The organism is Rhodococcus sp. 4CII (assembly GCF_014256275.1).
Classification (GTDB): Bacteria; Actinomycetota; Actinomycetes; order Mycobacteriales; family Mycobacteriaceae; genus Rhodococcus_F; species Rhodococcus_F wratislaviensis_A.
Window position 1 is genome coordinate 6,274,441 of record NZ_JACCFE010000002.1, and the last position, 19,062, is coordinate 6,293,502.

Below are 19,062 nucleotides of genomic sequence, written 5' to 3' on the forward strand. Positions count from 1 at the left end.
GTTCGCATACACTGCCGGAAAGGTCGGCGACGGCGGACGTCGCCTGCGCACGAGGATCGGAGTTTTCCGTGGGTGCACCACTCGCAGTCGAGCTCGACAGATCGAGCCCGGTTCCGCTGTATTTTCAGCTCGCGCAGACGATCGAGAACGCGATCATCGGTGGGGAACTCGCCCCCGGCGACCGGTTCGAGAACGAGCTGGCGCTCGCCAAGCGCCTGAACCTGTCCCGCCCCACCACGCGGCGCGCCATCCAGGAACTCGTCGACAAGGGCCTGCTCGTCCGCAAACGCGGCGTCGGAACGCAGGTCGTGCAGAGCGCCGTGCACCGGCCGGTCGAACTCACCAGTCTCTTCGACGACCTCGCGCGGGCCGGGCAGAGCCCCACCACCAAACTTCTCGACTACCAGGTCGCCGTGCCTTCCGAGGACGTGGCCGCGGAACTCAACCTCCAGGCCGGCGCCGAGGTCGCATCGATTCGCCGTCTCCGCAGCACCAACGGCGAACCCCTCGCACTGATGACCAACCACATCCCGGTCGACCTCGCCCCCGACCCCGAAGAGCTGGAGGCGCACGGCCTCTACCACGCGCTCCGGGCGCGGGGGGTGCACATCCGTCTCGCGCGGCAGCGCATCGGCGCGAAGGCGGCGACCAAGGCGGAGGCCTCCTTGCTCGACGAGAAGACCGGGGCGCCGCTGCTGACCATGAACCGGACCGCGTTCGACGACTCGGGAAGTGCCGTCGAGTTCGGCAGCCATTGCTACCGCGCGTCGCGCTACTACTTCGACACCACCGTTGTCGATCGCTAGGTCCGCGCGTCCGACCTCGTTTCCCCGGGGGATGGCCCTGCTGGTGGCAGGCGCCCTCTTCATGGAGATCCTCGACGCCACCATCATCACCCCGGCCGTCCCGCTGATCGCCGAGTCCTTCGGTGTCGACGCCGTCGACGTCAACGTCGCGATCTCCGCGTACCTGGTGACGGTCGCCGTCCTCATCCCCGCCAGCGGGTGGATGGCCGAACGGTTCGGCACCCGCCGCGTGTTCGTGACAGCCATCGCCGTCTTCACGCTGGCATCGATCGGGTGCGCTGCCAGTGCGTCGCTGCCGATGCTCGTCGCGATGCGGGTGCTCCAGGGCGTCGGTGGTGCCATGATGGTGCCCGTCGGGCGGCTGGCGGTGCTGCGGTCGAGCACGAAGGGTGACCTGGTCCGCGCGATCGCCCTGCTCACCTGGCCCGCGCTTGCGGCACCCGTCATCGCGCCCCTGCTCGGCGGTGCGATCGCCACGGTCGGCTCGTGGCGGTGGATCTTCGTCATCAACATTCCGATCGGCCTCCTCGGAATCCTGCTGTCGCTGAAGCTGGTTCACGGTTCGCGTGCGCCGTCGACGAGCAGGCTGGACTGGCGGGGACTCCTCGGGGTCGGGACGGGAATCGCCGCGGCCCTGATCGCGCTGGAGAGCATCCGCGTGACGGGAACCGACTGGCGCCGGGTCGTGGTCGGGGGAGTGGTCGCGGTCGTCCTGCTCACGGCGTCCGCGGTGCATCTCCTCCGCGCTCGGAATCCTCTCGTCGACTTCCGCGTCCTCCGTGTCCGGACGTTGCGGACCACCGTCACGGGAGGCTCGCTCTACCGCCTGACGGTGACTGCCGTGCCGTTCCTCCTGCCGCTCCAATTCCAACTCGGGTTCGGCTGGACGCCGTTTCTCGCGGGCCTGCTGGTCGCGGCGCTGTTCGCCGGCAACATTGCGGTCAAGCCCTGCACGACACCGCTGATGCGGAGGTTCGGCATCCGGCCGATTCTGCTGGTCAACGCCCTGCTGTCCGTCGGCTGCTTCGGGTTGCTCGCCGCGTTGAGTGCATCGACCCCCGTTCCCGTCATCGCCGCCGTCCTCTTCGTGAGCGGCGCCCTGCGGTCGGTCGGATTCACCGCCTACAACAGCCTCGCGTTCTCCGACGTCGATCGCGCCGACCTCACGCATGCCAACACTCTCAACGCCGCCGTCCAGGAACTGGCGGCCGGCCTCGGCATCGCGGTGGCGGCGCTCGCGCTCACTGTGTTCACGCCGGTGGCGAGCGCGTCCGATCAGGGGTTCGGATCCGAATATTCCTGGGCCTTCGTCGTTCTGGGTGTCCTGATGTTCTGCACGGTGGTCGACACGCTGCGTCTGCCGCGTGACGCCGGGGCATCGGTCACGCGCTAGCAGCGCCTCGCACGTCCGTCCGTCGGCTCGATTTCCGGGACCGCGATCGTGACCCGTCGTCAGCTCGTTTGATATGTGGTCCTAATGTCCAGACAAACTATTGACTTTCGGGTGTGACGCGTATTACATCTAAGGCACACGGCCAAGACGTCAACGGGCCGTTCGTCCCCCCGAGAGGAAAAGCAGATGAACTTCCCAAACCGGCGTCGTGCGGTAGTGCTGGCATGCGCGAGCGCCCTGGTGGTGAGCCTCGCGGCGTGCTCGAGCACCGGTGGCAAGCCGGACAGCAGTGGGTCCGGGATCGGTGCGGGTAGCGCCGACACCCCGCGCATCACCATCGCGATGGTCACCCACGCGGCACCGGGCGACACCTTCTGGGACCTGATCCGCACGGGCGCGCAGGACGCCGCGGACAAGGACAACGTCGAACTGAAGTACTCATCCGATCCGCAGGCCCCCAACCAGGCCAACCTCGTGCAGACCGCCATCGACTCCAAGGTCGACGGACTCGCCCTCACCCTCGCCACCCCCGAGGCGATGGCGCCCGCGGTCAAGAGCGCGCAGGACGCCGGTATCCCGATCTCCGCGTTCAACGCCGGGTACGGCGCCTGGAAGGACATGGGCGTCGCCCAGTACTTCGGGCAGGACGAGACCATCGCCGGCCAGGCCGCAGGGAACCGGCTGAACGACGACGGCGCCAAGCACGTCATCTGCGTCATCCAGCAGCAGGGACAGATTCAGCTCGAATCCCGTTGCGCCGGTGTCAAGCAGACCTTCCGCGGCACCTTCGAGACGCTCAACGTGAACGGTGAGGACATGCCGTCGGTGAACTCGACGATCGCCGCCAAACTCCAGCAGGATCCGTCCATCGACGGCGTACTCACGCTGGGCGCCCCGATCGCCCTCACCGCCGTCCAGTCCGTCGGGAACGCGGGTAGCCCGGCCAAGGTCTTCACGTTCGACACCAACGCCGCACTCGTCGACGCCATCTCCGACGGCAGTGTGCAGTGGGCGATCGACCAGCAGCCGTACCTGCAGGGCTACCTGGCCATCGACTCGCTGTGGCTGTACCTGAACAACGGGAACGTCATCGGGGGCGGCGGGCCCACGCTGACCGGGCCGTCGTTCATCGACAAGACCAACATCGACAAGGTCGCCGAGTACGCCAAGGCCGGAACCCGCTGAGCACGGCACTGCCGGCGTAACGGAAGGAAAGTCATGTCCACACAGCAAGATCTGGACCTTGCCAGTCACAAGGTCGTCACCGACGAACGGGTGAAGGAGCAAAAACGCCTGCAGCGGCTGCTCGTCCGCCCGGAAGTCGGGTCCCTGTTCGGTGCGATCGCCATCTTCATCTTCTTCATGATCGTCGCACCCCCGTTCCGCAGCCCCGAAGCCCTGGCCACCGTGCTCTACGCCAGCTCCACCATCGGGATCATGGCCTGCGCGGTCGCACTGCTGATGATCGGCGGCGAATTCGACCTCTCCGCCGGCGTCGCCGTCACCACCAGTTCCCTCGCCGCGTCGATGATCGCCTACAACCTGCACCTGAACCTGTGGGCCGGGGCGGCGCTCGCGCTGGTCGTCTCGCTCGCGGTCGGGTTCTTCAACGGCTACCTGGTGATGAAGACGAAAATCCCCAGCTTCCTGATCACCCTGAGCTCATTCCTGATGCTCACCGGCATCAACCTGGCGGTCACCAAACTGATCACCGGTCAGGTCGCCACCCCCAGCGTCTCCGACATGCAGGGCTTCGACTCCGCCAAGAAGGTGTTCGCGTCCTCGTTCGTCGTCGGCGGCGTGTCCATTCGGATCACCGTGGTGTGGTGGCTGCTGTTCACCGCCATCGCCACCTGGGTGCTGTTCAAGACCCGGATCGGGAACTGGATCTTCGCCGTCGGCGGCAACCAGGACTCCGCCCGCGCGATCGGTGTCCCGGTCACCAAGGTCAAGATCGGGTTGTTCATGACCGTCGGGTTCGCCGCCTGGTTCGTCGGCATGCACCTGCTGTTCTCGTTCAACACGGTCCAGTCGGGTCAGGGTATCGGCAACGAGTTCCTCTACATCATCGCCGCGGTCATCGGCGGCTGCCTGCTCACCGGCGGCTACGGCACCGCGATCGGCGCCGCGATCGGCGCGTTCATTTTCGGCATGACGAACCAGGGCATCGTCTACGCCGGCTGGAACCCGGACTGGTTCAAGTTCTTCCTCGGCGCGATGCTGCTGTTCGCCGTCATCGCCAACAACGCCTTCCGCAACTACGCCGCCAAGAGGTGACCGCATGAGTACCATCGAACAGATGCCCGTCGATACCGAACCCGGTGGTGGAGGCAAGATCCCGCTCATCGAGCTCAAACACGTCGGCAAGCAGTACGGCAACATCATCGCCCTCGAGGACATCAACCTGCGGGTGCGGGCCGGCGAGGTCACCGGTGTGCTCGGCGACAACGGCGCAGGCAAATCCACCCTGATCAAGATCATCGCCGGCCTGCACCAGCAGAGCTCGGGTGAGCTGCTCGTCGACGGCGAATCCATCACGTTCGACTCCCCGAAGGAGGCCCTGTCCAAGGGCATCGCCACCGTCTACCAGGATCTCGCCGTGGTGTCGCTGATGCCGGTGTGGCGGAACTTCTTCCTCGGGCAGGAACTGCGGAAGGGGCCGCTGAAGTCCCTCGACGCCAACGCGATGCGGGCCACCACCAAATCGGAACTGTCGAAGATGGGCATCGACCTGCCCGACGTCGACGCCCCCATCGGGTCGCTGTCCGGTGGTCAGCGCCAATGCGTGGCGATCGCCCGGGCGATCTTCTTCGGCGCCCGGGTACTGATCCTCGACGAGCCCACCGCCGCCCTGGGCGTCAAGCAGTCCGGGATGGTGCTGCGCTACATCTCCGCGGCCAAGGAACAAGGGTTCGGGGTCGTGTTCATCACCCACAACCCGCACCACGCGTACATGGTCGGCGACCACTTCGTGCTCCTCAACCGCGGCCGCCAGAAGCTGGACTGCACCTACGACGAGATCAGCCTCGAAGAACTCACCCAGCAGATGGCCGGCGGCGACGAACTCGAAGCCCTCACCCACGAATTGCGGCGTTAGGAACCGACAGAACGATGCGCCCGGCACGAGTGCCGGGCGCATCGTTCGTCTCTCGGGAAGATCAGACCTTCGCCTTCGCTTTCGCCCGAGCGAGCGCGACGTCCTCCTTGTCGAGGTCGAGCAGCGGGGTGCGGGAGTTCTCCTTGGCGGTGGAGGCGGACACCGCGGCGATGAGCGCGCAGACGGCGGTGAAGATCGCCACGGGCACCCAGTTCTTGGGGTCGCCGCCGCGGAGGGCCTGGGCGATGGTGGGCGCGAACCCGGCGAGAGCGAATCCGAGCTGCGTGCCGATCGCCATGCCGGAGTACCGAACCCGCGACGAGAACATCTCGGCGTAGAACGCGGGCCAGATTGCATTGGTTCCGGCGTAGACGCCGCCCATCAGCAGAATGCCGGCCAGGAAGATCAGCGTGACGTTGCCGGTGCCGATGGCCGAGAAGTACAGGAAGATCCCGGCGGCCGAGCCGATCGCGCCGCCGATGAACACCGGCTTGCGGCCGATGCGGTCGGACAGCATCCCGAGGAGCGGCTGGGACACCAGGGCGACGGCGTTGGCGGCGATCGCGACCCACAGCATGGTGGTGCGGCTCATCCCGATCTCCGGGGTGGTGGCGTAGGCGAGGCCGAACACGGAGAACACGGTGCTGACGACGGCGATGAAGGCGCAGAACACGACGCGCAGAACGTCGCGCCAGTGCGTGCGGAAGAGATCGACGACGGGTAGCGGGGCGGGGGCCTCGTCCAGGGCCTCCTTGTTGGCGATGAAGATCTCGGGCTCTTCGAGCTTGCGCCGCACGATGTACGCGACGACGAGGACGAGGAGGCTGCACCAGAACGGGACGCGCCAGCCCCAGCTGTAGAGGGTCTCGTCGGGCAGTGCCGCGACGGGGATGAACGCGAGGCTGGCGACGATGAAGCCGGCCTGGGTGCCGGTGAGCGTCCAGCTGCAGAAGAAGCCGCGCCGGTGGGCGGGGGAGTGCTCGAGGGTGAGCGATCCCGCACCCGACTGTTCGCCGGCCGCCGAGACGCCCTGGCAGATGCGCAGGAGCACCAGAAGCGCCGGGCCGACCATCCCGGCCTGTTCGGACGACGGGAGACAGCCGATCAGGAAGGTGACGACGCCCATGAGCACCAGGCAGAACATCATCACCTTCTTGCGTCCGGCGCGGTCGCCGAAGTGCCCGACGAACACGGCGCCGACGGGGCGGGCGATGTAGGAGATGCCGAAGGTGGCCAGCGACAGCAGCAGCGGATTCTTCGATCCTTCGAAGAACACGTGCGGGAACACCAGCGCGGCAGCCGAGGCGAAAATGTAGAAGTCGTAGTACTCGAGCAGGCTGCCGAAGAAGGCGGCCTTCGCGGCCTTCTTCGCGTTGGTCGGATCGGCGTTGGGGTCGACGGGGGAGCGGCCGTTGCCGTCACCGTTTCGACCGGAGACTCCGGTGCCGTAGTCGATGGTCATCGATACTCCTGGGGAGCGAGGAATGTGAACACTGGCGGCTCGAAATGAGCAGGTGTTCGTAGGTCGTGTAAGCAAGGTAACCCAGGTCACAGCCTCACGTCAATAATGGTCGAAATAGTTAGTTCATACTTTTCCGGGCTGCTGCAGGTAGGCCAGGACGACGTCGCCGATCATCGCGCGCAGGTGGGGACGGTTCTCCGCGCCGGTCAGATCCCAGTCGAACAGCGCCTTGAACGTGTACCGATTCGCCACCCGGAAGACGCAGTACGAGCTGATGAGCATGTGGATGTCCAGCGCCGTCGTGTCGGTGCGGAAGATGCCCGCCTCCTGTCCTCGCTGGAGAATCCGCTCGAGCGTGCGGATCGCCGGCGCCTGCGTCTCGGGAAGCCCCTCGGCCTGGACGAGGTTGACGCCCCGATTCGTGTTCTCGATCGCGACCAGTCGGATGAAGTCCGGGTGCGCCTCGTGATGGTCGAACGTCAGCTCGGCCAGCGCGCGGATCGCCTCGGTCGGTTCGAGGTGGTCGACGTCGAGCTGGGACTCCTCGTATCGGATCTCCTCATAGGCGCGCTGCAGAACCGCCCGGTACAGGCCGTCCTTGTCGCCGAAGTAGTAGTAGAGCATCCGCTTCGTGGTTGCGGTCTTGGCCGCGATCTCGTCGATGCGCGCCCCGGTCAGGCCCTTGTCGGCGAACTCCGTCATCGCCACCCGCAGGATGTTCTCCCGCGTCTTCTCGGGATTGCGCGTCCGTTTGACCGTCTCCTTCTCGGAGGTGGCGCCCGTCGTCTCGCTTCGTGTCATCGGTGGATCTCCTGCCTGTGCGTGTCTTCCGCGCGGTATGGAGGTATGCTACCGTGACATAACTCACTAGATAGTTAATTAACTTGAAGCCCCCTCCCGGAAGTGACCGCCATGACCTCTCGTGACCTCGACGCCCCCCTCGCCGCTCGCCCGTCGTACCTGTGCGGGCTCATCGGCACCGGGATCTCGAAATCGCTCACCCCGCCGCTCCACGAGGCCGAGGGTCGCGCGCAGGACGTCGGGTACGTCTACCGGATCCTCGACCTCGACACGATGGGAATGGGCGTCGAGGGACTGCCGCAGCTCCTCACCGCCGCCAAGCTGCTCGGATTCAACGGGCTCAACATCACCCACCCGTGCAAGCAGGCGATCATTCCGCTGCTCGACGACCTCTCCGACGACGCCCGCAGGCTCGGCGCGGTCAACACGGTCCACATCGACGGCGGGCGCCTGATCGGCCACAACACCGACTGGTCCGGGTTCGCACGGAACATGGACGAGGGCCTCGAAGGCGCGCCCATGAACCGCGTCGTGCAGCTCGGTGCCGGTGGGGCCGGCGCGGCGGTGGCCTACGCGGCTCTCACCCGCGGAGTCGGGCACTTCACGATCATCGACGCGGACGCCACGCGCTCGAAGGATCTGCGCGACTCGCTCGCCGAGCAGTTCCCGGACCGGGACGTAGAGTCCGGCGACCTCTCGGCGGTTCCCGCCGCGGTCGGCGCGGCGCAGGGACTCATCCACGCGACGCCGATCGGCATGGCGGCCCACCCCGGCATGGCACTCGACGCCGCACTGCTGCGCCCCGACCTGTGGGTCGCGGACGTCGTCTACCGGCCGGCCGAAACCGAACTCCTGCGCCGCGCCCGAGAGATCGGCGCCCAGACCCTCAGTGGAATCGGCATGACCATCGGTCAGGCGGTCGACTCCTTCCGGATCTTCACCGGCCTCGAGCCCGACGCTCACCGGATGCGTGAGCACATGGGTCTGCTCCTGCAGGCGGAGGACGCCGCCGCGCTCGCGGGAGCCTAGGCCACACCCGTCTCGTGGCGGACACTGTGATGGTGAAGTTATTGCTGCTGGCCGACACTCACGTCCCGAAACGGGCGCGCGACCTGCCCGACCGGGTGTGGGACGTGGTCGACCGCGCCGACGTGGTGATCCACGCCGGCGACTGGGTCGACCTCCCCACGTTCGAGGCCCTGCGGGCGCGATCGGCGCGGCTCGTGGCCTGCTGGGGCAACAACGACGGCGACGACCTGCGCGCCCTGATGCCCGAGCGGGCCGACGTGACCCTGGCCGGGGTGCGCATCACCGTCGTGCACGAGACCGGGGCTTCCGCGGGCCGGGAGAAACGGATGTCCGCCGCCTATCCCGACACCGACGTCCTGATCTTCGGGCACAGTCACATCCCGTGGGACACCACCACGGAATCCGGTCTGCGACTGCTGAACCCGGGTTCGCCGACGGATCGACGGCGCCAGCCGCACTGCACCTACATGACCGCCACCGCCAGCGACGGGGAACTCGTCGACGTCGAGTTGCACCGGTTGTGACGGACCCCGTCAGTAGGCCGTCAGCGGGATCACGCCCGTGGTGCGGCCGAGGGAGTCGAGCACGTGCCCGCCCCTCTTGTACGTGTGCAGGCAGATGAACCTGTCCGTGATCGTGAGTGACGGGAGTTCGCGCGTGAGGCCCGCCTCGAACGGCGCGATCTCGGCGGCCGTCCGAAACCACATCGTGGCGACGATCGTCGATGTTCCCGTGACAGCCTCGACGACCCGACATCGGGGCACGCGGCCCAACAGGTTTCCCGCCGTGTTCAGCTCGCCCGGCGGAACGGTCATCATGAATGTCGTCGGCACGATGGGCCCGATAAGTTCCGGGGCTCCCTCGCACCGCAGGGCGACGCGGCCCGAGTCCGTCATTCTCTCGACTCGGCGGCGCGCCGTCGGCCCGGTGGTCCCGCACCGCGCCGCGAGATCGGTCCACGATTGCCGGCCGTCGGTGGCCAGGACCCGAAGCAGCGCCCGGTCGAGGTCGTCGAGCGAGGACAGCGGTGTCCGGCGGGGGGAGGCGGTCGGCCGCACCAGGCGAGTGGACTGGTCCAGGTCCAGGGCCTGGACCCGCCATCGCGATCCCTCCCGGTAGGTGGTCAGCGCGACCATCGACGTCACCGCCGTGATGCCGTCGATTCGTTCGATCTGCTCGTCGAGAAGCCGGGCGAGATCGGCGATGCCGGGAACGAATACGTCGAGAAGGAAGTCCGCGGCGCCCGTCGTGCTGGACACGGTCGCCACCGCCGGTTCGGCGACCAGGGCGCGGGCGACGTCGCGCTTCGCCTGCGGTCGGCAGTGGACGGCCAGGAATGTGGCACAACCCTGGCGGACGAATGCGGGGCCGGGAACCACGGCAACCCACGCCGAACCGCGTTCGGTCAGCAGCTTCCACCGTCTCGCCAACGTCTTCGGTGTGTGCCCGAGCGTCTGAGCCAGCTCCGCCCAATCGACTCGCGGGTTCAGCTGGAGAGCATCGGTGATGGTGAGATCGAGCTCTGTTGCCACCTCTGGCGTTACATCCGGCATTGTGCAAAGCCTCTCCTGTCAGAAATCGGTCATCCTCCGAGGTTAGTGAGGTGGGCCACCGAAAGTAGTCGCAGCGCAGGTGCGCAACCTGGGCAACCAGGCACAGCGAAGTCGAGGTCGAGGATGCGAACAATATCGGTTGTGGGTGAGGACCTGAGGGGCAGGCAACTCCCCGTCGGGGCACTTCTGGGCTCGATGGCCACCGTCGAGCTGCTCAGCGGCGTCACCCAGGGCTATCTCACACCACTGCTGCCTGCGCTCGGCGACAGCCTGCAGATCACGGCCTCGGGACAGACCAGGATCTATCTGCTGTCCCAGTTGGCCTTCGCGATCTGGACACCGCTACTCGCCAAACTGGGCGACTCGTTCGGCTACCGCCGCTTTCTCCGCCTCTCCATTGCGCTCGTCGCGGCCGGGTCCCTGATGATGGCGATCTGGCCGACCGTGCCGACGATCTCGGTCGGTGTCGTGCTCCAGGGTGCGGTCGTGGGTTTCATGCCACTGCTGATCGGGATCTTGCGACACCAGGCGCCGGCGAGTCGCCGCACCGGAGTCGGCCTCCTGGTCGGCGTCCTCACCGCGGCGGTAGGCATCGGCGGTGTCGTCTCCGGCTCCCTCGGTGAACGGTCGGCGACACTCGGGCTGTGGGTCGCGGTACCCGTCGCGGTCCTGGCCGTGATCGCCGGCATCGTCCTTCCCGACGGTGCCCCACGGCCGGGTGGCCGCATCCCCGTCGGGTCCTTCGTCCTGCTCTCGATCGGTCTGGCCGGCGTGGTGGCAGCGCTGTCACTGGGTGCGGACTGGGGATGGACATCGGGGGCGACGATCGGGTCGATGTCTCTGGGTGCCGTCGGGCTCGCCGCATGGATCGGTGTCGACTCGCGCGCGAAGTTCCCGATGGTGGATCTCCGCATGCTCGTCCACCCACCTGTGGCCGTCGTCTCCGGGGTCACGTTCTGTCTGGCCTTCTCGACGATCGGCTTCTTCGGGGCGAATGCGGTCTTCCTCGGGTCGTCGCCCGGCGACAGCGGATTCGGGTTCTCCTACGGGCCTCTCCTGATTGCGCTCGTCGCGCTTGCTCTCAACGTGTTCGCCCTGGCCAGTTCACTGTTCACCGCGACGATGCTGCGCAGACTCGGTGAACGACACACCCTTGCCCTGTCGGGGGCGCTGATCGCCGCCTCGTACGGCAGTCTGCTCCTCTGGCACTCGACGGCGCTTCACTATCTCGCCGCCATCGCGTTGCTCGGTATCGGCTTCGGTGGCTATCAGGCGTCGACGCGCGCCCTGTGCATCGAATCGGTCCCCGACCGCGAGACCGCCATGGCCGCGGGGATCAACGAACTCGCTCTCTCGATGGGTGCGGCGATCGGAGCGGCCACCGTCGGCGCGATCCTGTCCGCGACCAGCACTTCCGCGGGAGTGACACTGCAGTCCTACGTGTGGCTGTGGTGCGTGTGCGCAGTGGTCGCCCTCGTCGGGGCCGGCCTCGGACTGTGCTACCGGACGGGAGTGACCCTCTCATGACGAATACGGGGACGCTTGTCCCAGCGGATGTGGCGGCGAAGATCGAGGCCGCCGTCGGTCGATGGTCGAGCGCATTGATCTCACTGAGCCACAGCCTCCACCACGAACCGGAACCGGCCTTCGAGGAATATCGATCGGTCGCCAAGATCGTCGATCTCGCGGCCGGTGCCGGGTTCGACACGAAGACGGGCGCTGGGGGCCTTCCCACCGCGTTCGTCGCGACGAAAGGCACCGGCGACCTCACGCTCGGCTTCTGCGCCGAATACGACGCGCTTCCGGGGATCGGCCATGCATGCGGACACAACGTCAACGGCGCCGCCGCGGTGGGTGCGGCGATCGCGTTGGCGGACGTTGCGGACGCCCTCGACGTCCGGGTCAAACTCGTGGGAACTCCCGCCGAGGAAGCCGGTGGTGGAAAGGCCCTCCTCCTGAGGGCCGGCGTCTTCGACGATGTCGCCGCCGCCATGATGGTGCATGCGGGCGGGCGGGACGAGGTAGGCGGATCCTCCCTGGCGATGAGCCAATGGACGGCCGAGTACCGCGGGCGGTCCTCACACGCCGCGACCGCTCCGTGGCTGGGCGCCAATGCGCTCGACGCGGTAGCGGTGGCGTACAACGCCATAGGACTACTACGTCAGCAACTCGAGCCCGGCGTCGTCGTCTCGATCATCGTCACCGACGGCGGTCAGGCCTGCAATGTCATTCCGTCGAATGCGCGAGTGACGGCCGAGATCCGCGCGACATCGACGACCGCCCTGCGGCAGGTGCAGTCGAGAGTCCGGGCGTGCCTCGAGGCGGGTGCGCTCGCCACGGGCACGGACGTCACCATCACACCCTGCGGCGAGGATTTCGCCGAACTGCGGCAGGACGAATTCATGACGCTCGCATACTCCCGGGCGCTCGGCACCCGAGGCCGGACCACACTGTCCCGGGCGGGTGACCACATCGCGTCGACCGACATGGGAAACGTCTCCCAGGTCCTGCCCGTCATTCACCCGACCATCGGGTACGACGTCGGCGACGCCGCACACCACACGGCCGAGTTCGCGTCACACGGCACGTCCACGTCCGCCGACGACGCGGTACGGGACGGGGCGATCGCGATGGCACTCGTCGGCGCGGAACTTGCCCTCGATCGACACGAGCGCACCCGGCTGCTCGAACGCATCCATAATCTCCACCACCGAAGGGACGAGACAGTATGAGCACCGAAGCCGTTGCACGGCAAGGGAAAGAAGATGCACGAGCGGGGAGGACGGTCGTGGTCGGCGTCGGAGCCGTCACACCGGAGGACGTGCTCAGCGTCGCACGCGGAGGCGCCGGAGTGACGCTGTCCGAGGAGGCGCTACGCGCGATGAGCGAGTCCCGCGGGCGCATCGAGGCGTTGGCGGGGGACCCGAGGCCGGTGTATGGGGTGTCGACGGGTTTCGGGGCGCTCGCGACCCGGCACATTCCCTGGGCGCGGCGGGCGCAGTTGCAGCGCAGCCTGATCCGTTCGCATGCCGCCGGCAGTGGTCCGGAGGTGGAGCGGGAGGTGGTGCGGGCGTTGATGTTGTTGCGGTTGTCGACGCTGGCGACGGGCCGGACCGGGGTGCGGCCGGAGGTGGCGCAGGTGTATGCGTCGTTGTTGTCGTCGGGGATCACGCCGGTGGTGCACGAGTTCGGCAGCCTGGGGTGTTCGGGTGATCTGGCGCCGTTGGCGCATGTGGCGCTCGCGGTGATCGGCGAGGGCACGGTCCGGGACGCGGACGGCGAACTGGTGCCGGCCGGGGCGGCGTTGTCCGCCGCCGGGATCGCGCCGGTGGTGTTGGCGGAGAAGGAGGGGTTGGCGCTGATCAACGGCACCGACGGCATGCTCGGGATGCTGGTGCTGGCGTGTCACGATCTGCGTCGGTTGCTGTCGCTGGCCGATGTGACGGCGTCGATGAGCGTGGAGGGGTTGCTCGGCACCGACAAGGTGTTCGCCGCGGAGCTGCAGGCGCTGCGGCCCCACCCCGGGCAGGCGGCGGCGGCGGCGAACATGGTCCGGTTGCTGGCGGGCTCGGAGATCGTGCAAAGCCATGCCAACCCGAGTTGCACGGTCGTGCAGGACGCGTACTCGCTGCGGTGTGCCCCGCAGGTCGCGGGCGCGGCGCGGGACACCCTCGCGCACGCGGAGCGGGTGGCGGGCTGGGAGTTGGCGAGTGCGGTCGACAACCCGGTGGTGACGGTGGACGGTCGGGTGGAGTCGAACGGCAACTTTCACGGGGCGCCGGTGGCGTATGTGCTGGATTTTCTGGCGATCGTGGTCGCGGATGTGGCGAGCATGAGTGAGCGTCGCACCGACCGGTTCCTGGATGTGGCGCGCAGTCACGGGTTGCCGCCGTTTCTGGCGGATGATCCGGGGGTGGACAGTGGGCACATGATCGCGCAGTACACGCAGGCGGCGATCGTGTCCGAGCTGAAGCGGCTGGCGGCGCCGGCGAGTGTGGATTCGATTCCGTCGTCGGCGATGCAGGAGGATCACGTGTCGATGGGGTGGTCCGCGGCCCGGAAGTTGCGGCGGGCGATCGACGGGCTCACCCGGGTTCTCGCCATCGAGGCGTTGACGGCGGCTCGCGCGCTGGATCTGCGGGCCCCCCTCGCACCGTCACCCGCGACGGGTGCGGTGCGGGCGACGATCCGCGAGCACGTCGGCGGACCGGGGACCGACCGTCACCTTGCGCCGGAGATCGAGGCCGCGGTCACCCTCGCGGCCTCGGGCAGGTTGCTCGAAGCCGCGGAGAGTGCCGTGGGTGCGCTGGCCTGACGACAGACCCGCGTTGCTGCGTCAGACCCGTTCGAACACCGCGGCCAATCCTTGGCCGCCGCCGATGCACATGGTCTCGAGCCCGTAGCGGGACTCACGGCGATCCATTTCTCGCAGCAGGGTGGCGAGAATGCGACCACCGGTGGCGCCGACGGGGTGGCCGAGGGAGATGCCGGAACCGTTGGGGTTGAGGCGCTCGTCGGTGGGATCGAGGTCCCAGCTGCGGAGCACGGCGAGGGTCTGCGCGGCGAAGGCCTCGTTCAGTTCGATGACACCCATGTCGGACAGCGACAGTCCGAGCTGACCGAGGGCCTTCGCCGTCGCGGGTACCGGACCGATGCCCATGGTGCGCGGCGGGACGCCGGCCACGGCCCAGGACGCCATGCGGGCGAGGGGTTTCAGCCCCAGCTCCTTCGCCTTCTCGGCGGTCGTCACGATGCACACGGCGGCGCCGTCGTTCTGGCCGCTGGCGTTGCCGGCGGTGACGGTGGAGGCGGAATCGATCTTCGAGCGGATGGCCCGGAGCTTGGACAGCGACTCCACGGTGGTGTCGGCGCGCGGATGCTCGTCCCTGTCGACGACGAGCGGGTCCGACTTGCGTTGCGGCACCGTCACTCCGACGATCTCCTCGGCGAAGCGTCCCGACTCCTGCGCGGCGACGGCACGCTGGTGCGACTGCACGGCGAGCGCGTCCTGGTCCTCCCGGCTGATGTCGAACTCGGCGCGCAGGTTCTCGGCGGTCTCGATCATGCCGCCGGGCACGGGGAAGTTCGCGCCGCCCGCGGTGACGCGAGCGCGGGCGAGCCGGTCTGCGAGCTGCACCCCTTCGCCCTTGACGCCCCAGCGGATGTTCGGGTTGGTGTAGAACTCGGCCTGGCTCATGGATTCGGCGCCGCCGGCGAGGACGAGGTCGTTGCCGCCGGACGCCACCTGCAGCACGGCCGTGATGACGGCCTGCAGTCCGGATCCGCAACGGCGATCCACCTGCATGCCCGGGACGTCGATGCCCAGTCCGGCGTCGAGCGCGGCGATCCGGCCGATGGCCGGGGCCTCTCCGCCCGGGGACGCCTGGCCCAGGATGACGTCGTCGATCTGGCTGCCCGCGATGCCGGTGCGCTCGACGAGCGCCGTGATGACCGTGGCGGCGAGGCTCTGAGGGGTGATGTCCTTGAACACTCCGCCGAAGCGCCCGACCGGCGTTCGCAGGGGCTCGCAGATGACGACGTCACGCATGGAAAGACCTTTCATGAAGATTCCTCGTCCCAGCGTCAGCGATTGACGGTGGCGAGGTCCTGTTCGATGTCGGTTGCGGTGACCCGCAGCGACGGGATGAGATCGGAATGCAGATCCTCCAGCCGGTACCGCGCGGCCGGAGTGGAGATGTTCACCGCCGCGACGGTGAGCCCGGACGCGTTGCGGATCGGCGCGGCCATCGACCGCAGGCCCGCCTCGAGCTCCTGGTCGAGAACGCAGATGCCGTCCGCGCGCACCGCGAGAATCGCCGCTTTCAGTTCGTCGCGGGCGGTGATCGTGCGCTCGGTGAGCCGCTGGATGTCGAGCTTCTCGAGGTACTCGTCGAGCGCGTCGTCGGCCAGGCCGGCGAGCAGGACCCGTCCCATGGACGTGGCGTAGGCGGGAAGCCGGGTGCCGATGGTGATGCCCACCGTCATGATCCGGCTGACGGGCACACGGGCGACGTACACGATGTCGGCGCCGTCGAGGATCGACACCGACGACGACTCGTGCACCTTGTGGCTGAGCTTCTCCAGGTGCGGCTGCGCGACCTCCGGCAGCGACAGGCTCGACAGGTAGCTGTACCCGAGTTCGAGAACGCGCGGGGTGAGCCAGAACGCGGAACCGTCCGTGGCCACGTAGCCGAGTTCGACGAGGGTGAGCAGGAACCGGCGTGCGGTGGCGCGGGTGAGGTCGGTGGCGCGGGCGACGTCACTGAGCGTGCGCCGCTGATTCTGGTGGTCGAAGCAGCGGATCACGGCGAGGCCCCGGGCCAGCGACTGCACGTAGTCGGGGGACGGGAGGATTTTCTCCGACGGTTCGGTTGCGGTCATGTCTGCGCATCCTTCACTGTCGGGTCGGCGGCCAGGTCGGCGAGGGCCTGCTTGCCGAGCGCGAATCCGAGATTGCTGTTGGGCACTCCGGCGTAGACGGCGGTGTGGAGGAGCACCTCGCCGATGGTGTCGGCGGCGACTCCCGCACGCAGCGCCGCCCGGATGTGCATGTCGAGTTCGTGCTCGTTGCCGACTGCGGTGAGGACGGCGATCGTGAGCAGCCGTCGCATCTCGTGGTCCAGTCCGGGGCGCGACCAGATGTCACCCCACGCGGTGCGGGTGATGAAGTCCTGGAACGGTGCCGTGAAGTCGGTGGTCCCCGCGACGGAGCGGTCCACGTGGGCATCGCCGAGCACCGAGCGGCGCACCGTCATTCCCTGGGCGTGCGCGGCGCGGCGTCCGCGCGCGTACCCGCCGCCGGCGACGTGTTCGCGCAGCAGCGCCGTGACGGCGCCCGCCTGTTCGAGGTTCGCGACGTGGGCGGCGGGGGAGAGCACCTCGAACCGGGCGCCGGTGATGCCGTCCGCGAGGACCTGCATGACCGACGGCGGGGTGGACGGATCCTCCTCGCCCGCGATCACCAGTGTCGGTGCGCTGATGCGGGAGAGGTCGGCGGTGAAGTCCCAGTCGGCGAGAGCCTCGCAGCAGGCGGCGTATCCCTCGGGCGACGTGGACGCGATCATCTCGCGGTAGTGCCGGACGAATTCCGGGTCGCGCTTCGCGAGCCCCTCGCTGAACCAGCGTGCGACGACCGCGTCCGCGAGTGACTCGGGGCCGTCGGTGCGTGACGCGGCCGCCCGCTCGATCCACGCCTGCGGTTCGCCGAACTTCGCGGCGGTGCACAGCAGCGACAGCGACAACACCCGCCGCGGTGCGTGCGCGCCCAGCCACTGGGCGATCGCCCCGCCCATGGATAGTCCGACGAAGTGGGCGGCGTCGACTCCGAGCGTGTCGAGCAGGGCGAGGACGTCCTCGGACAGGTCGCGGACGGAATAGGGCCCGTCCGGGGCCGGCGACTTGCCGTGGCCGCGCTGATCGACTGCGACGACACGGCATTCGTCGGACAACGCCGCGATCTGCGGGTCCCACATGGAGCGGTTGGATCCGAGTGATCCGAGCAGAACCACCACGGGGGCGTCGGCCGCGCCGTTTCGGGGTCCGGAGATTTCGTGTGCGAGTGCGACTGTCATCGCGTTCCTTCCCGGCCGCGGGTCACTGTGTCCAGTGCGCGGTCGACGATGTCGTGAGCGTGGCCGAGGTATCCGGCGGGGTCGAGCAGGGCGCGGATCTCGTCCGCCTGCAGGTACTCGAGGAGCCCGGGATCCTCGTCGAGGGGATGACCGCTCCGGCACGCGGCGGTGACGAGGTCACGCGCGTCGTCGGTGCGGGTGGAGAGAGCGCCGGTGACCCGTTCGGCGAGGAGCAGGCCTCCGGTGACGTCGAGGTTGCGGGCCATCGCGTCCGGGTGGACGTTCAGTCCGCCGAGTGAATCTGTGATCCGGGCGACCGCCCCGCCGGTGAGACGCAGCAGGTCCGTGAGGGTTTCCCATTCGGCATGCCAGGCACCGGCGGCGCGCTGCTGCTCGTGATCCATCGAACCGAGGATCGTCGCGACGAGTCCGGGGACGCGCCGTGCCGCCGCGCGGGCCGCGATGGCGGCCACCGGATTGCGCTTGTGCGGCATGGCCGACGAACCGCCGGGCGTCCCTTCGCTCACCTCGCCGACCTCGGTCGCGGACAGGAACACGATGTCGGTGGCGATCTTCGACACCGCTCCCGCGGCCGTTCCGAGCGCCGACGCGAGCAACGCGATGCGCGTGCGGTCGGTGTGCCAGGGCACGTCCTGACGGGCCAGGCCGAGTTCGTCGGCGAGCACGTCGGCGACGTCGAGACCGCGCGGGTAGAGCGCCGCGGACGTTCCGGCGGCGCCCCCCAGCTGGACGGGGAGGGCGTCGAATGCGTCGAACACCGCGCGAGAAGCCCTGTGCAGCGCGGTCATCCACCCGGCGGCGAGCACGCCGAACGTGGTGGGGAGGGCCTGCTGGCCGAGCGTGCGGCCGGCGATCGGGGTGCCGCGCTGGGCCCGGGCGAGCGCCTCGGCGCAGAGCGCCGCCTCGTCGAGGGATGCCAGCACGTGCGCGCCCGACCGACGGCACAGCAGCATCAGGGCGGTGTCGAGAATGTCCTGACTCGTGGCGCCCTTGTGGACGTGGCTACCGGGCACGCCGGCACCGGCCACCTCGCCGCGGAGCAGTGTCACCAGCGGGATCACGGGGTTGCCGCCCGCGGCGGCCGCCTCGCCGAGGGCTCCGACGTCCACCGAGTCCTCGGCGACGATGCGCGCGAACACGGACGAGATCGCGTCGGCGGACGCGGCGGGGATGACGTCGCATTTCGCCTCCGCCCGGGCCAGTGCCCCCTCGACCTCGACCATCGCGGTGACCCACGCCCGGTCGGAGAGCAGTGCCGACAGCTCGCCGGCACCGAACGTCGGATCGAACAGGGCACCCCGGGAAGGCTCCGGAGAGTTCACACGCGAC

Annotated in this window: 17 protein-coding genes; 10 read left to right on the forward strand and 7 right to left on the reverse strand. The window is 68.4% G+C overall.

What is annotated here, in order from left to right:
* The first annotated feature begins 68 nt into the window (after positions 1-68).
* From H0B43_RS29820 to H0B43_RS29840, 5 genes are all read left to right on the forward strand, one after another.
* Positions 69-806, forward strand: coding sequence for a GntR family transcriptional regulator (locus H0B43_RS29820; RefSeq protein ID WP_185724647.1), 738 nt, complete (start codon positions 69-71; stop codon positions 804-806).
* Positions 807-837: 31 nt separating this feature from the next.
* Positions 838-2,199, forward strand: a complete 1,362-nt coding sequence (locus tag H0B43_RS29825) for an MFS transporter (RefSeq protein ID WP_185724646.1) — start codon at positions 838-840, stop codon at positions 2,197-2,199.
* 186 nt (positions 2,200-2,385) lie between these two features.
* A complete protein-coding gene (locus H0B43_RS29830) occupies positions 2,386-3,384 on the forward strand; it encodes a substrate-binding domain-containing protein (RefSeq protein WP_185724645.1) in 999 nt (332 codons plus the stop codon).
* A gap of 33 nt (positions 3,385-3,417) precedes the next feature.
* Entirely contained in the window at positions 3,418-4,476 is a 1,059-nt protein-coding gene (locus H0B43_RS29835) for an ABC transporter permease (RefSeq protein WP_185724644.1), read from the forward strand.
* Positions 4,477-4,480: 4 nt separating this feature from the next.
* On the forward strand, positions 4,481-5,296 hold the full coding sequence (locus H0B43_RS29840) for an ATP-binding cassette domain-containing protein (RefSeq protein WP_185724643.1): 816 nt from the start codon (positions 4,481-4,483) through the stop codon (positions 5,294-5,296).
* A 61-nt stretch (positions 5,297-5,357) separates the two neighbouring features.
* Here H0B43_RS29840 and H0B43_RS29845 read toward each other — a convergent pair whose 3' ends face one another.
* Together H0B43_RS29845 and H0B43_RS29850 are read right to left on the reverse strand one after the other, a co-directional pair.
* Entirely contained in the window at positions 5,358-6,758 is a 1,401-nt protein-coding gene (locus tag H0B43_RS29845; RefSeq protein ID WP_185724642.1) for an MFS transporter, read from the reverse strand.
* Between the two features lie 123 nt (positions 6,759-6,881).
* Positions 6,882-7,559, reverse strand: coding sequence for a TetR family transcriptional regulator (locus H0B43_RS29850; protein ID WP_185724641.1), 678 nt, complete (start codon positions 7,557-7,559; stop codon positions 6,882-6,884).
* A 111-nt stretch (positions 7,560-7,670) separates the two neighbouring features.
* On the opposite strand from H0B43_RS29850, the gene H0B43_RS29855 reads away from it, so the two are divergent.
* Together H0B43_RS29855 and H0B43_RS29860 are read left to right on the forward strand one after the other, a co-directional pair.
* Positions 7,671-8,588, forward strand: coding sequence for a shikimate dehydrogenase (locus H0B43_RS29855; RefSeq protein ID WP_185724640.1), 918 nt, complete (start codon positions 7,671-7,673; stop codon positions 8,586-8,588).
* 32 nt (positions 8,589-8,620) lie between these two features.
* Entirely contained in the window at positions 8,621-9,112 is a 492-nt protein-coding gene (locus tag H0B43_RS29860; protein WP_185729748.1) for a metallophosphoesterase, read from the forward strand.
* Positions 9,113-9,121: 9 nt separating this feature from the next.
* Here H0B43_RS29860 and H0B43_RS29865 read toward each other — a convergent pair whose 3' ends face one another.
* Positions 9,122-10,141: an Lrp/AsnC family transcriptional regulator gene (locus tag H0B43_RS29865; RefSeq protein WP_185724639.1), complete on the reverse strand. Its 1,020-nt coding sequence runs from the start codon at positions 10,139-10,141 to the stop codon at positions 9,122-9,124.
* 141 nt (positions 10,142-10,282) lie between these two features.
* On the opposite strand from H0B43_RS29865, the gene H0B43_RS29870 reads away from it, so the two are divergent.
* Genes H0B43_RS29870 through hutH form a run of 3 tightly spaced genes read left to right on the forward strand, consistent with a single transcriptional unit; the run spans position 10,283 to position 14,456 of the window.
* Positions 10,283-11,668: an MFS transporter gene (locus H0B43_RS29870; RefSeq protein WP_185724638.1), complete on the forward strand. Its 1,386-nt coding sequence runs from the start codon at positions 10,283-10,285 to the stop codon at positions 11,666-11,668.
* Positions 11,665-12,873 carry an amidohydrolase gene (locus tag H0B43_RS29875; RefSeq protein ID WP_185724637.1) on the forward strand — a complete coding sequence of 403 codons (1,209 nt, stop codon included), beginning with the start codon at positions 11,665-11,667 and terminating at the stop codon, positions 12,871-12,873. Before H0B43_RS29870 ends, H0B43_RS29875 begins: the two co-directional genes overlap by 4 nt.
* Positions 12,870-14,456 (forward strand): histidine ammonia-lyase, encoded by a 1,587-nt coding sequence (gene hutH / locus H0B43_RS29880; RefSeq protein WP_185724636.1) that lies wholly within the window; start codon positions 12,870-12,872, stop codon positions 14,454-14,456. Before H0B43_RS29875 ends, hutH begins: the two co-directional genes overlap by 4 nt.
* 21 nt (positions 14,457-14,477) lie before the next feature.
* Here the strand turns inward: hutH and H0B43_RS29885 are convergent, their stop codons facing one another.
* The 4 genes from H0B43_RS29885 to pcaB are packed head-to-tail and all read right to left on the reverse strand — an operon-like array spanning position 14,478 to position 19,055.
* A complete protein-coding gene (locus H0B43_RS29885; RefSeq protein WP_185729747.1) occupies positions 14,478-15,689 on the reverse strand; it encodes an acetyl-CoA C-acetyltransferase in 1,212 nt (403 codons plus the stop codon).
* A gap of 35 nt (positions 15,690-15,724) precedes the next feature.
* Positions 15,725-16,522, reverse strand: coding sequence for an IclR family transcriptional regulator (locus tag H0B43_RS29890; protein ID WP_185724635.1), 798 nt, complete (start codon positions 16,520-16,522; stop codon positions 15,725-15,727).
* Entirely contained in the window at positions 16,519-17,712 is a 1,194-nt protein-coding gene (gene pcaD / locus H0B43_RS29895) for a 3-oxoadipate enol-lactonase (RefSeq protein ID WP_185724634.1), read from the reverse strand. Before pcaD ends, H0B43_RS29890 begins: the two co-directional genes overlap by 4 nt.
* Complete coding sequence (gene pcaB, locus H0B43_RS29900; protein WP_185724633.1) at positions 17,709-19,055, reverse strand: 3-carboxy-cis,cis-muconate cycloisomerase; 1,347 nt, start codon at positions 19,053-19,055, stop codon at positions 17,709-17,711. The genes pcaD and pcaB overlap by 4 nt, the downstream gene beginning before the upstream one ends.
* Positions 19,056-19,062: the final 7 nt, after the last annotated feature.

What these genes read in the sequence shown, in the direction of transcription:
- H0B43_RS29825 (WP_185724646.1), top strand. Translation starts at nt 838, where the DNA reads ATGGCCCTGCTGGTGGCAGGCGCCCTCTTCATGGAGATCCTCGACGCC.
- H0B43_RS29830 (WP_185724645.1), top strand. Translation starts at nt 2,386, where the DNA reads ATGAACTTCCCAAACCGGCGTCGTGCGGTAGTGCTGGCATGCGCGAGC.
- H0B43_RS29835 (WP_185724644.1), top strand. Translation starts at nt 3,418, where the DNA reads ATGTCCACACAGCAAGATCTGGACCTTGCCAGTCACAAGGTCGTCACC.
- H0B43_RS29840 (WP_185724643.1), top strand. Translation starts at nt 4,481, where the DNA reads ATGAGTACCATCGAACAGATGCCCGTCGATACCGAACCCGGTGGTGGA.
- H0B43_RS29845 (WP_185724642.1), bottom strand. Translation starts at nt 6,758, where the DNA reads ATGACCATCGACTACGGCACCGGAGTCTCCGGTCGAAACGGTGACGGC.
- H0B43_RS29850 (WP_185724641.1), bottom strand. Translation starts at nt 7,559, where the DNA reads ATGACACGAAGCGAGACGACGGGCGCCACCTCCGAGAAGGAGACGGTC.
- H0B43_RS29855 (WP_185724640.1), top strand. Translation starts at nt 7,671, where the DNA reads ATGACCTCTCGTGACCTCGACGCCCCCCTCGCCGCTCGCCCGTCGTAC.
- H0B43_RS29865 (WP_185724639.1), bottom strand. Translation starts at nt 10,141, where the DNA reads ATGCCGGATGTAACGCCAGAGGTGGCAACAGAGCTCGATCTCACCATC.
- H0B43_RS29875 (WP_185724637.1), top strand. Translation starts at nt 11,665, where the DNA reads ATGACGAATACGGGGACGCTTGTCCCAGCGGATGTGGCGGCGAAGATC.
- hutH (WP_185724636.1), top strand. Translation starts at nt 12,870, where the DNA reads ATGAGCACCGAAGCCGTTGCACGGCAAGGGAAAGAAGATGCACGAGCG.
- H0B43_RS29885 (WP_185729747.1), bottom strand. Translation starts at nt 15,689, where the DNA reads ATGCGTGACGTCGTCATCTGCGAGCCCCTGCGAACGCCGGTCGGGCGC.
- H0B43_RS29890 (WP_185724635.1), bottom strand. Translation starts at nt 16,522, where the DNA reads ATGACCGCAACCGAACCGTCGGAGAAAATCCTCCCGTCCCCCGACTAC.
- pcaD (WP_185724634.1), bottom strand. Translation starts at nt 17,712, where the DNA reads ATGACAGTCGCACTCGCACACGAAATCTCCGGACCCCGAAACGGCGCG.